12 protein-coding genes are annotated in these 11,766 nt (G+C 36.7%); 5 read left to right on the top strand and 7 right to left on the bottom strand.

The features are described from left to right. Window positions 1-9 precede the first annotated feature (9 nt). The 7 genes from ACTQ54_RS05415 to ACTQ54_RS05385 all read right to left on the bottom strand — a co-directional run bounded on the left by ACTQ54_RS05415 (window position 10) and on the right by ACTQ54_RS05385 (window position 6,155). On the bottom strand, window positions 10-423 hold the full coding sequence (locus tag ACTQ54_RS05415) for a diacylglycerol kinase family protein (protein WP_441755120.1): 414 nt from the start codon (window positions 421-423) through the stop codon (window positions 10-12). Next, window positions 407-895 (bottom strand): rRNA maturation RNase YbeY, encoded by a 489-nt coding sequence (gene ybeY / locus ACTQ54_RS05410; RefSeq protein WP_441755119.1) that lies wholly within the window; start codon window positions 893-895, stop codon window positions 407-409. The genes ACTQ54_RS05415 and ybeY overlap by 17 nt, the downstream gene beginning before the upstream one ends. A gap of 20 nt (window positions 896-915) precedes the next feature. Beyond that, a complete protein-coding gene (locus ACTQ54_RS05405; RefSeq protein ID WP_441755118.1) occupies window positions 916-3,117 on the bottom strand; it encodes an HD family phosphohydrolase in 2,202 nt (733 codons plus the stop codon). A gap of 23 nt (window positions 3,118-3,140) precedes the next feature. Next, a complete protein-coding gene (locus ACTQ54_RS05400; protein WP_441755117.1) occupies window positions 3,141-4,100 on the bottom strand; it encodes a PhoH family protein in 960 nt (319 codons plus the stop codon). A gap of 1,010 nt (window positions 4,101-5,110) precedes the next feature. Next, the gene (locus ACTQ54_RS05395; protein WP_441755116.1) at window positions 5,111-5,242 is read right to left on the bottom strand and encodes a hypothetical protein; all 132 of its coding nucleotides are present in this window, start codon (window positions 5,240-5,242) and stop codon (window positions 5,111-5,113) included. Window positions 5,243-5,341: 99 nt separating this feature from the next. Further along, complete coding sequence (rpsU, locus tag ACTQ54_RS05390; protein ID WP_313793855.1) at window positions 5,342-5,515, bottom strand: 30S ribosomal protein S21; 174 nt, start codon at window positions 5,513-5,515, stop codon at window positions 5,342-5,344. A 145-nt stretch (window positions 5,516-5,660) separates the two neighbouring features. Beyond that, entirely contained in the window at window positions 5,661-6,155 is a 495-nt protein-coding gene (locus tag ACTQ54_RS05385; RefSeq protein ID WP_441755115.1) for a Fur family transcriptional regulator, read from the bottom strand. Between the two features lie 56 nt (window positions 6,156-6,211). Between ACTQ54_RS05385 and ACTQ54_RS05380 the strand changes: the two genes are divergently transcribed. The 5 genes from ACTQ54_RS05380 to gcvPB all read left to right on the top strand — a co-directional run bounded on the left by ACTQ54_RS05380 (window position 6,212) and on the right by gcvPB (window position 11,445). Next, entirely contained in the window at window positions 6,212-7,024 is an 813-nt protein-coding gene (locus ACTQ54_RS05380; RefSeq protein WP_441755114.1) for a pyruvate, water dikinase regulatory protein, read from the top strand. A 72-nt stretch (window positions 7,025-7,096) separates the two neighbouring features. Continuing rightward, window positions 7,097-8,200 (top strand): glycine cleavage system aminomethyltransferase GcvT, encoded by a 1,104-nt coding sequence (gene gcvT / locus ACTQ54_RS05375; protein WP_441755113.1) that lies wholly within the window; start codon window positions 7,097-7,099, stop codon window positions 8,198-8,200. A gap of 14 nt (window positions 8,201-8,214) precedes the next feature. Further along, a complete protein-coding gene (gcvH, locus tag ACTQ54_RS05370; RefSeq protein ID WP_441755112.1) occupies window positions 8,215-8,601 on the top strand; it encodes a glycine cleavage system protein GcvH in 387 nt (128 codons plus the stop codon). A 37-nt stretch (window positions 8,602-8,638) separates the two neighbouring features. Further along, complete coding sequence (gcvPA, locus tag ACTQ54_RS05365) at window positions 8,639-9,985, top strand: aminomethyl-transferring glycine dehydrogenase subunit GcvPA (RefSeq protein ID WP_441755111.1); 1,347 nt, start codon at window positions 8,639-8,641, stop codon at window positions 9,983-9,985. Further along, complete coding sequence (gcvPB, locus tag ACTQ54_RS05360; protein WP_441755110.1) at window positions 9,982-11,445, top strand: aminomethyl-transferring glycine dehydrogenase subunit GcvPB; 1,464 nt, start codon at window positions 9,982-9,984, stop codon at window positions 11,443-11,445. The genes gcvPA and gcvPB overlap by 4 nt, the downstream gene beginning before the upstream one ends. Window positions 11,446-11,766: the final 321 nt, after the last annotated feature.

Below are 11,766 nucleotides of genomic sequence, written 5' to 3'. Positions count from 1 at the left end.
TTCTCCTTACTAAAATAACCATGCACTCAGATAAGGTAAATAAATAATTAACCCGATGGATACGGAAACAACCGTTGCGATGACAACGGCTGCCGCAGCAACATCTTTAGCAATTTTTGCTAAAGGGTGATATTTACCTTGAGTGACTAAATCGATGGTAACTTCTATGGATGTATTAATGAGTTCTGTCACCAATACAAAGGCAATACAAAAGATGATCGCAAACCATTCAGCGTTATTTATTTTAAAAATGATATTGCAAATGATGACGACAATTGATACTAAGGTATGGATTCTAAAGTTACGCTCATGAAGCCATACGTGCTTGAGGCCTTGAAAGGCATATTTAAATGAATTGACTAAACCAATAAGTTCACTTTTTAGGGTGATCTTCTCCTTAGAATGTCTATCTGGTAAGGCCATATTCTTGCAACACCTCTTCTTGAATTCCAAACATTTCCGCTGATTCTTCTTCTGTCTGATGATCATAACCATTTAAGTGTAAAAAACCATGGACAGCTAAAAAAGCAAGTTCACGTTCAATGGAATGCCCATAATCTTCCGCTTGCTCTACAGCCTTCGGATAGGAAATAACAATGTCTCCTAGGTGGATGGGTAAATCAAAGCTACCATCTTCTTCGAACATTCGAGTAAAAAATTCATCGGATTCGTCAATGGATTCGTTCAATGGGAAACTTAAAACATCGGTCGGACGATCGATTTGCCGATACATTTTATTCATGGCATGGATGTCTTCATTGGTCACTAACGATAGATCTAGCTCTGCTTTTTGGCTTAGAGTTAATTTTTTTGCGGCAAGATCTAAGACTTCTTCCAACATCGCTCGTTTTTCATCATCTACAAATTGTTCATCATCTATAATTTCGATTAGCATAGGTCAACTCCTATTTAAAATTAATCGGGGTATTGAATACGGGTGTGATACATACTTCCAACACCTAAAATTAATGAAGCCTTAATTTTTTTGAGTTCATGTACGGTTAATGGGCTATCAACGAATTGGTTTTCATTCATTTTTCCATCAATAATTTTGGTAACTAATTCCTCAATGGACTCTTGGGTATGAGTTTTTAGCGTTCTTGAAGCGGCTTCGATTGAGTCAGCTAGCATAATTACCGTTGCTTCTTTACTTAGTGGAACTGGACCTGGATAAGTAAAGTCTTTAATATCAACGGTAGGGTTTTCTTGCTTGGCTTTATGATAAAAATATTGGACGGTGGTTGTTCCGTGGTGTTGCTTACAAATATCAATCACACTTTTCGGCAACTTATATTTTTCTAACAGTTTGACACCTTCATTAACATGGCCAATTATAATTTGCGCACTCTCTTGTGGTGCTACCATTTGATGTGGCGACTCCATACTTGAAGGTAAATTCTCAATAAAGAATAGTGGATGTAAAGTTTTCCCCACATCGTGGTAATAAGATGCCACCCGCGTTAACAGACTATCGCCTCCAATTGCTTCTACAGCATTCGCACTCAAGTTTCCAACTAAAATACTATGATTATAGGTTCCAGGTGCTACTTCTATTAGTTTTTTAAGTAATGGATGGTTCAAGTTTCCAAGTTGATTTAAAGTTAGCGCAGCTCTTTCACTTAATAATTGTTCCCAATACGGCATGATTAACAAATGAATGCCGTATCCGGCAGTGATATTTAATAGCATATAAATGATTAACAAATACGAGGTATTTGAAAAAAGATCAATGCTAAAAATAGTGACGAGTGAGATAGCAAATAAAAAGTGTACCGCAAGATTCAGCATAAACTCATGATGATAGGCTAACTGATGCTTGATTTTATACATAATAAAAGCAGTAAGTGCACTTAATGAATAATAAATAACAGGGATCATTAATGACATTAAGTTATCCGTATTATTGAATAAGAATAAACTAAAAATCATAAACATTAAAAAGGATAAAAAGCTAAATCTTAATCGGACATATTTCATGGATAATAAGGGAATGAGGATGGCAGGAAATAGGAGCGTGAAAAAATCTGTCCCATTTTCTTGAATAATGAACATTCCGCTTAAAGTAATCACAGACGATGCAAGGATGATTGCATAAGCTGTTATGGTAACTCCCGCTTCCATAATGTCTAATTCGCCCAAAAGTAGATATAAAACGACAGCATGAACTACTAATATGATGATAAAAATATACAAGATATAAAGGGGCTTATTATTGTCTAAAATATTGAACAATTCTAATTGATGCATCGAATTAGCATCGACAATATGGCCTTCTTGAATAATAACTTGCCCTTGTAAAATATAGGTTGGCGGGACTTCTGCTGCGACCTCTTCACGATTGGCTTCTGTTTCTTCTTCGCTAAACACCATGGTCGGAACAATCAGTTGTTGTAAAAAGGATTGAATCGCCTGTTGTTGAGCCGTTACTTGGAAATTAGAACTGAACTCACGACTTAATTCCTGCAATGATACACTAATTTCATTTGAATAAATATCACTGCTTAACGTTTGTGACACAACATTGGTTAACAAGGTTTGAAACTGTGTTAAATCCGCATCATTAATCGTTAGGACATATAAGATAGCTGATTGATTAATATTTTCGGCTAAATTAAATAAATTTTCAGGAAAATCTGAAATAGCTGAAAGGTAAACAAGCATACGCTCAGCGTTATTTAATTGACCAAAACTGACAGCTTGGGAGGCTGGTCTATTTTCTAAATCAATTTGATCAGCTAATTGACTGGCTGTTTCATTTTCCTCAACAATTTCTAATAACTCTTCTGTCGTATACTCTAAGGAACGAATCGTTCGAATTTCACTAAAATAACGTTCGATTAAATTTAACTGTTCTTCTCGAATATCTGGATGGTATAAAAACACATCAGGAACCGCATCGCGTGCTCGGTCAATATTATTTTGCGTTTGTTCTTCATCTTCAATAGTATAAGGGGCACGAATTGTTTCGTTTGCTACTTGATTTAAGCTAATGTCATATTGCTTTGCTTCTAAACTTGGAAAGACAAAAACAAAAATAATTAAGGTTAAAATACTAATCACTATAGGACGATAATAATCACCTATTCGTTTAATTATCTTTTGCAATTGAAAATTCATCATAACCTCCTAACGAGCTTTATTTATTCGGAATAGGCTCTAATGATATCGGCAACGACTGGATGTCTTACGACATCAAACTCATCAAAAGTGACAAAGCGAATGCGTTGGATGTCTCTTAATTTCATTTCAGCATCAATTAATCCCGATTTTACACCTTTAGGTAAGTCAATTTGTGTTTGGTCGCCATTAATAATCATTTTTGAACCAAAACCTAAACGCGTTAAAAACATTTTCATCTGAGCTATGGTTGTATTTTGAGCCTCATCTAGGATGACAAAGGCATCGTCTAATGTGCGCCCACGCATATATGCTAAGGGGGCAATTTCTATAATGCCACGTTCCATTAAGCGATTCATATGCTCATTTCCATAAATAGTATTTAAGGCATCATAAACAGGACGTAAATATGGATCTACTTTTTCTTTCAGGTCACCCGGTAAGAACCCTAAGTTTTCACCGGCTTCAACCGCAGGACGTGTTAAAATAATTCGTTTTACCCTGCCTTCTTTTAACGCTTGGACAGCCATCACAACTGCTAAAAAGGTTTTACCAGTCCCTGCAGGCCCGATTCCAAAAACAACATCATGTTTTGCTACAGCTTTGACATATTCTAGTTGACCGAAGTTTTTAACACGAATGGCACTACCATCGGCAGCGCGTCCAACAATTTCTTCATAAATATTAACTAAATATTCCAATTGACCATTTTGCGCCATTTTTATGGCTGTCATGATATCCATTTTCTTGAGTGAAATTTTACGTTCTAATAAATCCACAAGTTTCAAAATCAAGTCTTTAACTAGTAGGACTTGGGACTCATCATCACCGCTAATGGTAATCGTCTCGCCACGGTTCGCAATTCTTATACCAAAATTTGATTCATATAAATATGAATTTTGATCTTGGCTGCCTAAAATAGCAATTAACCAATCAGGATTTGAAATTATTATTATTTCTGAATAATTATAGGATGAATTCAAATAATAAGCTCCTTTTATATATTTTCAATATAGTAAGAGTAACACAATTTGTAAAAAAAATGTACTTTAGTTAAATATTTTAATAAATAAATAGTTTATGGATGATGGGAATTTTTAAGAGATGGGATTCTTAGGTTGGTGTTGAGTTAAGTGAGTGATTTGATTAGCATTCAGAAATTGTAATTTTGAGGAATGTATATGCGTTATGTGTAGATTTGTTTGAGTTTTGAGTGACCGTAGATAGTGTTATTGTCGGTCAAGTATTTCGTTCACTAACCTTAAAGATGGTTATTGTATGTGAACGCCTCAGTTCACCGTCATTAAGAGCCGGTATTGTATGTGAACGGCTCAGTTCACTGACATTAAACACCGTTATTGTATGTCACCGACTCAGTTCACCGTCATTAAAAGCTGTTATTGTATGTGAACGACTCGGTTCACCGTCATTAAGAGCCGGTATTGTATGTGAACGCCTCAGTTCACCGTCATTAAGAGCCGGTATTGTATGTCATCAACTCAGTTCACTGACATTAAACACCGTTATTGTATGTCACCGACTCAGTTCACCGTCATTAAGAGCCGGTATTGTATGTCATCAACTCAGTTCACCGTCATTAAGAGCCGGTATTGTATGTGAACAGCTCAGTTCACTGACATTAAACACCGTTATTGTATGTGAACCACTCAGTTCACCGATATTAAAGCCATCTATTGCTGCTTACCCCTCTATCTGACTAACATTAACCAAAGCCAACGTCATGCTACCATATACTTAAGCCTATCATTACCCATAATCCCCAATAATTTAATAGCATAAAAAAACACTTCTTGCGAAGTGTTTTCAAATATTTATTTAAGGCAATAATTTCTTTAATCAACGATTGACTGTTTGTCCGTCAGCTTGCCTTTTAATTTAGCCATGATCTAGATCATAACAGTGCTAAAACGTTCATTGTACTTATTTTGATTTTTTTGATCAATTCAGCGACTAAATCATTACGACCTGCTTTTTAAAATTCTGCTAAAGAATCTTTACGCTGTCTACAATCATGCGTATTGATGGAAATCTCCTGTTCAGAAGATAAAGGCTTAACTTCTTCGATTTGTTTTAACTGACAAAGAGCTAATAACATTCGAACCACCTTTTAAGTATCCTTATCTTTAGCTTTCATCGCTTGCTTAACGTCCTGGTTAATTTGCTGTGTAAGTGTCAAAAAGAGCACCCTACTTATCTAGCAGAATTAGAACTTTCTTTTACGAGCTGCTTCTGATTTCTTTTTACGCTTAACACTAGGTTTCTCATAAAACTCACGTTTGCGGGCTTCTCTTAAAGTACCGGTTTTAGAAACATTACGCTTAAAGCGACGAAGAGCATCATCTAAAGATTCGTTATCTTTAACGACTGTTTTAGACATTTGATTTCCCTCCCTCCGAGCTTTTAGTAACCTTTCTTTAGATAAAAGATTATCTAAACAAAGTTCTTTCGTTATTATAGCAAACTCTATAGAATTTACAATACAATTCAACTAATTTTTTTCAAATAATCCCTGTTCATTGCAATTATTTAAACCGGCAAACTTCACATAAGCCGAAGACTTCAAAACGATGGCTTTCAATTAAAATACCGGAAAGATCCGTTGAAATATTGTCCATCGGACAGGCTTTTAAGGGAATACTCTTTCCACACATGCGACAAATAAAATGATGGTGATGATGGTCGGCATCCTCTGCCGAGTCAATACAGTTGATTTTGAATAGCTGTTCTTGATTATACTCCGTTGATTCTAAAATACCAATTTCGATAAAATCATAAATATTTCGATAAGTTGTATTGTAGCTCATAGAGGGATATTTATTCGTCAGTTCTTCATGAATATCCTTAGCCCTTAAATACTTTCCCTCTTCAATAAATATCTCCAATATTTCCTTGCGTTTCTTTGTCATTTTAAAACCAGCTTCTTTTAAGCGTTCTAAGCTATTATTTAATGTGTTCGTTTTTTGCTGCTGTGATAAATGCTCGGATTCGAAAATGACATTTTTATTTTCTACTTTCATATTTTATGTCACTCACTTTCTATGTTAAACTATTTACAAAAACGGAGGTGTTTTCAATGAAAGAACAACCTACTCTACATTATTATATCTTATCTGATTCCATTGGGGAAACAGCTCAAAAAGTTGCTAATGCAGCTCTCGCTCAGTTCCCTGATGCAACAACAGTATTGCACAAATATATCTTTATTTCAAATATTGAAGATCTCGATGTGATATTGAATGAAGCCTTGGAAGTGGATGGTTTAATCTTTATGACGATTGCCAATGCGGTCATGGCAAATTATGTTGAACGCTTTTGCATTAAAACAGGTTTAATTTGTTATAACTTAATTCAGCCTTTTACTTTAGAAATCCAACGCCGCTTAGGCGTTCAAGCGTCATGGAAGGTTGGTGCACAACATGAATTATCGGACGATTATTTTAAACGCGTGCATGCGATGGAGTTTTGTATTGCCTATGATGACGGGAAAGACCCTTCAGCTATTTTAGAAGCAGATATTGTTCTACTTGGTATTAGCCGGACAAGTAAAACCCCTTTAAGTATGTATTTAGCCATGAATGGTTTTAAAGTAGTGAATATTCCTTTAATTCCTGAAAAAGAATTGCCAGAAGAAATTTATCGAATTAGCCATAAAAAAATTATTGGTTTAACCAATGATGCGTCTGTCATTAACCGTCATCGTGCCATTCGAATGGAATCCTATGGCATGAGCCAATCACGTTATGCATCGATGGACCGAGTCAATGATGAGTTAGTTTTTGCGAAAAAAATCTATTCTGAATTAAATTGTTTCGTGATTAATGTTTCTGAGCGAAGTATTGAAGAAACGGCTGGTTTGATCATGCAACAACTCGATGTTTGGCATTAATATCTTAAAAACAAAATGCAATTTAATCGCTTACATGATAGAATTGTATTGACATTTAAAAGGAGGAATTCGATGACAGAGACATTAAAACAAACACCACTCTATGATTATTACAAAGGTCAAGGCATCAAGCTAGTGGACTTTAATGGATGGGCTTTACCCATCCAATTCAGTAAAATTCAAGATGAACATTTAGCTGTTAGAGAAAAAGCTGGTTTATTTGAAACGTCACATATGGGTGAAATATTAGTTAGTGGAAATGATGCACTGGATTGGTTAAATAGACTCGTCAGTAATGATTTAGAAAAACTAAATGTTAACCAAGCCCAATATAATCTGATCTTAAATGATGAAGGTTTTGTTTTAGATGATTTAATTATTTATAAGCTTTCAGACTCTTCATTTATGTTAACACCTAATGCATCGAATACAGATAAGATTTTAAATTGGTTAGAACAACATCAAGTAGATTCCGATGTAAGGATTGAAGATATTTCAAATCAAATAGCTTTAATCGCTTTGCAAGGTAAAAATGCGGAAGCTATTTTGCAATCATTGCTGTCGTTTGAGTTGTCCACTTTAAAATCATTTTATTTTGTAACGGACCAAGAGATAAACTCAATTCCAACGACAATTATTTCACGAACAGGTTACACAGGCGAAGATGGTTTTGAAATTTATTTAGCTTGGGACAAAGCCGAAGCCTTATTTACACTACTTTTAGAAAAAGGTGCAGCATATGGCTTAATCCCCTGTGGCTTAGGGGCACGCGATACTTTACGGCTTGAAGCAGGTTTAGTTTTATACGGCAATGAACTTTCTGAAGCACACAATCCATTAGAAGCTGGCCTTGGTTTCGCTATTAAATTGAAAAAGGCAGTGGTATTTATTGGACGAGACGCTTTAGTCAAAGCAAAAGACGTTGGTCTTCAAAAGCAACTCATTGGTTTTCAATTGACTGGGCGTGGGATTGCCCGTGAAGGAACGCCAATAGAAGATTTAGAGGGGAATCCAATAGGAATTGTGACTTCTGGAACGATGGTGCCAACGCAAGACCATGCGATAGGAATGGCCTATATTGATAAAGCAAAAGCAGATCTCGATACTCTTAATTTAATCATTCGTAACAAAAAAGTAGAAGCAAAAATCACCAACAAAAATCAAATAAATAAATAATAGGAGGATTTAAGATGGTAGATATTCAAAAATTATTTTATACAGAGGAACATGAATGGGTAGACCTACTTGAAGACAATAAAGTGCGGATAGGCATTACACAATTTGCCGTCGATTCACTGGGGGATATTGTTTACGTTGAGTTACCTGAATTAGAATCAACTTATCGTTTTGATGATGAATTTGCTATTGTGGAGTCTGTTAAATCAACATCTGGAATTTATACACCTTTTCCTGGAACGGTTACGGCGATTAACGAAAGTCTTGTGGATGAACCTGAATTATTGAATGAAGATCCATATGAAAAAGGTTGGCTAATCGAAGTCACACTTGATGATGCGGCTGATACAAGCGCATTAATGGACTTACAAGCTTATGAAGTTTTCACTGCAGAAGACTAAGAGTTAAATATCAGATATTTATTGAGGAGGGTTGTAAATGTCATTTTCGCATCGTTATTTACCTATCACGGCTGAAGACCGCGCAGAGATGCTGAAGGTCATTGGAGTTGATAGTATTGAAGAGTTATTTTCGGATATCCCTGCTTCGGTCCGCACGAAGGACGAATTAAATATCCCTGCTTCACTCGATGAACATCGCTTAATGGAACTGATGAAGCAATTAGCTGCTCAAAATACGACTGCCAATCAAATGCCGTATTTTTTAGGAGCTGGAACGTATGATCATTTTATTCCATCAGTTGTGAATCATGTAATTTTAAAATCAGAGTTTATGACGGCTTATGTGCCCTATCAAGCTGAAGCTAGTCAAGGTGAATTACAGGCTTTGTTTGAGTTTCAATCGATGATTTGTGAGTTAACAGGCATGGATGCAGCGAATTCGAGTTTATACGATGGCTTTACTTCACTTGGTGAAGCTTGTAATTTAGCCGTTGGTGTCACGAGAAAATCTAAAGTAATTTTGTCTGCTGGAGTCCACCAACAAGGGGTGGATGTCGTTAAAACCTATGCTTATGGGATGGAGTATGATGTCGCAGTTAGTCCATTAAGCGGTACAGTTACCGATTTGGAAGCTTTAAAGGGGTTAATTGATGATGAAACAGCTGCGGTCGTCGTTCAATACCCAAATTTCTTTGGTTCGATTGAAGATTTGCAAGCTGTAAAAGATTTACTAGTTGACACAAAATCTTTATTAATTGTCGTAGCAAATCCGCTAGCTTTAGCTGTCTTGGAAGCTCCTGGCAAATTAGGTGCGGATATTGTTGTCGGAGATACGCAACCTTTAGGGATTCCAATGTCATTTGGTGGACCGCACTGTGGCTATTTTGCGACTACTAAGCAATATATGCGGAAAATGCCTAGTCGTATCGTAGGTGAAACGGTGGATGCTGAAGGAAAGCGTGGTTTTGTTATGACTCTGCAGACACGCGAACAGCATATTCGCCGCGAAAAAGCGACCAGTAATATGAGTTCCAACCAAGCTTTATTTGCTTTAGCTTCATCTGTTTTCATGTCTGCTTTAGGTAAAGTAGGTATGCAAGAAATGGCACAAAAAAATATTAACGCTGCTCATTATTTACATCAACAGTTAGAAGTTAATGGCTTTGAACGTATTGGAGACGCCCCTTTCTTCCATGAATTTATTTTGAAGCTCAAGCAACCGGTCGATCAAGTCAATCAATTTATGTTTGACAATGGTTTTATGAGTGGCTTTGATGTTAGCACATACTTTGATGAGCCTGCCCTACTTTTATGTGCTACTGAAAAAAGAAGCAAAGAAGAAATTGATCAATTTGTTTCGTTGTTAAAGGAGGCTAATCAATGAGTGAGCAAACGATTCCTTTGATTTTTGAACGGTCGAAATCAGGTCGAAAAGCTTATAGTCTAGCTGATTTTGGAGTGCCAACATATGATTTGGCTGAAGAACTGGCGCCCCATCTAAAACGCCAAGAAGCAGCTAGATTACCTGAAGTGTCTGAATTGGATTTAATGCGGCATTATACTGCTCTTGCTAATCGAAACTTTGGTTTAGAAACTGGCTTCTATCCCCTTGGCTCTTGTACGATGAAGTATAATCCAAAGATAAATGAAGATATTGCCCGTTTGGAAGGTTTCTCAGCGATTCATCCGCTACAACCAGCTGAAACTGCCCAAGGAGCTTTAAAGTTGATGTTTGAATTGCAGGAATATTTAAAAGAAATAACTGGTATGGATGCAGTATCTTTACAATCAGCAGCTGGTGCTCAAGGCGAATGGACTGCCTTATTGATTTTTAAAGCTCACCATGAAGCCAATGGTCAAGGTGATGAACGTAAAAAGATGTTAATTCCAGACTCTGCACATGGAACCAACCCTGCTACAGCTGCTATTTGTGGTTTTGATATCGTTGAAATCAAATCGAATGAAAATGGCACCATCAGTGTCGATGCTCTACGTGAGGCCGTTGGTCCAGACACCGCTGGCTTGATGTTAACCAATCCTAATACACTCGGTTTATTCGAGAATGATATTTTAGAAATTTCTCAAATCGTCCATGATGCAGGTGGTTTATTGTACTATGACGGCGCAAACTCTAATGCTATCTTAAGTAAAGTCACACCTGGTTTAATGGAATTTGATGCTGTACATTTAAACTTACATAAAACCTTTAGTACCCCTCACGGTGGGGGTGGACCAGGTTCAGGTCCTGTGGGTGTGAAAGATTTCCTAGCGCCTTACTTACCAGTCCCACAAGTTGAAAAAGCTGGCGATCAATATATTCTCTCAAAAGATTACCCTGAAAGTATCGGACGCGTAAAAGGTTATTATGGCAACTTTGGTGTCAATGTCCGAGCTTATGCATACATCCGGACGATGGGACCTAAAGGCTTGAAACAAGTATCTGAAGATGCAGTTTTAAATGCGAATTATATGAAAGCACGCCTTGAAGACCATTTCGATACTCCTTACCCACAAATTTGTAAACACGAATTTGTCTTGAGTGGCAAGCGACAGAAAAAGTTAGGAGCTAGCACCCGCGACATAGCCAAACGTCTGTTGGACTACGGTTTCTACGCACCAACGGTCTACTTCCCCTTAATTGTTGAAGAAAGCTTGATGATCGAACCGACCGAAACGGAATCAAAAGAAACCTTAGATGCTTTCTGCGATGCCATGATTGAAATTGCTCAAACCATTGAAACGAATCCTGAATTGGTAACATCCGCGCCCCATGAAACATCTGTCCGGCGTTTAGACGAAACACTCGCCGCCCGCAAACCAAAAGTCATTTTTGATTTTGAATAAATATCACTCCCTCTATAATCATTGATTTATAGAGGGTTTTTTGACTTGGTAAAAAATGGGTTTATTGGATGTGAGTATTTATTTAAAAACGATTCCGTTTTAGGGGCAAGTTGTGCTACAATTGAAAATCAATTGTTTAACAAAAGAAAAGCGATCAGTCGGTGATTTTCATATAGCTATAAAACCTCCCTCATGCAAAGTTAGTGAGGAAGGTTCTTTGTGTTGATATTATATGGGAAACCAAAATTTTATGACTTATTATTTTTATCTTCTGTTTGGTTTTCAAGGACGAATTTTGCAGCTGCAACTAAAGGAACAACT

Source organism: Fundicoccus sp. Sow4_H7, assembly GCF_052115865.1.
Taxonomy (GTDB): domain Bacteria; phylum Bacillota; class Bacilli; order Lactobacillales; family Aerococcaceae; genus Fundicoccus_A.
The sequence above is the reverse complement of the archived record's forward strand: the minus strand, read 5'-3'. Positions and strand labels throughout refer to the sequence as shown.

Bases quoted from the DNA above. Each gene is read 5' to 3' on its own strand.
- ACTQ54_RS05415 (WP_441755120.1), bottom strand. From the start codon at position 423: ATGGCCTTACCAGATAGACATTCTAAGGAGAAGATCACCCTAAAAAGT.
- ybeY (WP_441755119.1), bottom strand. From the start codon at position 895: ATGCTAATCGAAATTATAGATGATGAACAATTTGTAGATGATGAAAAA.
- ACTQ54_RS05405 (WP_441755118.1), bottom strand. From the start codon at position 3,117: ATGAATTTTCAATTGCAAAAGATAATTAAACGAATAGGTGATTATTAT.
- rpsU (WP_313793855.1), bottom strand. From the start codon at position 5,515: ATGTCTAAAACAGTCGTTAAAGATAACGAATCTTTAGATGATGCTCTT.
- ACTQ54_RS05385 (WP_441755115.1), bottom strand. From the start codon at position 6,155: ATGAAAGTAGAAAATAAAAATGTCATTTTCGAATCCGAGCATTTATCA.
- ACTQ54_RS05380 (WP_441755114.1), top strand. From the start codon at position 6,212: ATGAAAGAACAACCTACTCTACATTATTATATCTTATCTGATTCCATT.
- gcvT (WP_441755113.1), top strand. From the start codon at position 7,097: ATGACAGAGACATTAAAACAAACACCACTCTATGATTATTACAAAGGT.
- gcvH (WP_441755112.1), top strand. From the start codon at position 8,215: ATGGTAGATATTCAAAAATTATTTTATACAGAGGAACATGAATGGGTA.
- gcvPA (WP_441755111.1), top strand. From the start codon at position 8,639: ATGTCATTTTCGCATCGTTATTTACCTATCACGGCTGAAGACCGCGCA.
- gcvPB (WP_441755110.1), top strand. From the start codon at position 9,982: ATGAGTGAGCAAACGATTCCTTTGATTTTTGAACGGTCGAAATCAGGT.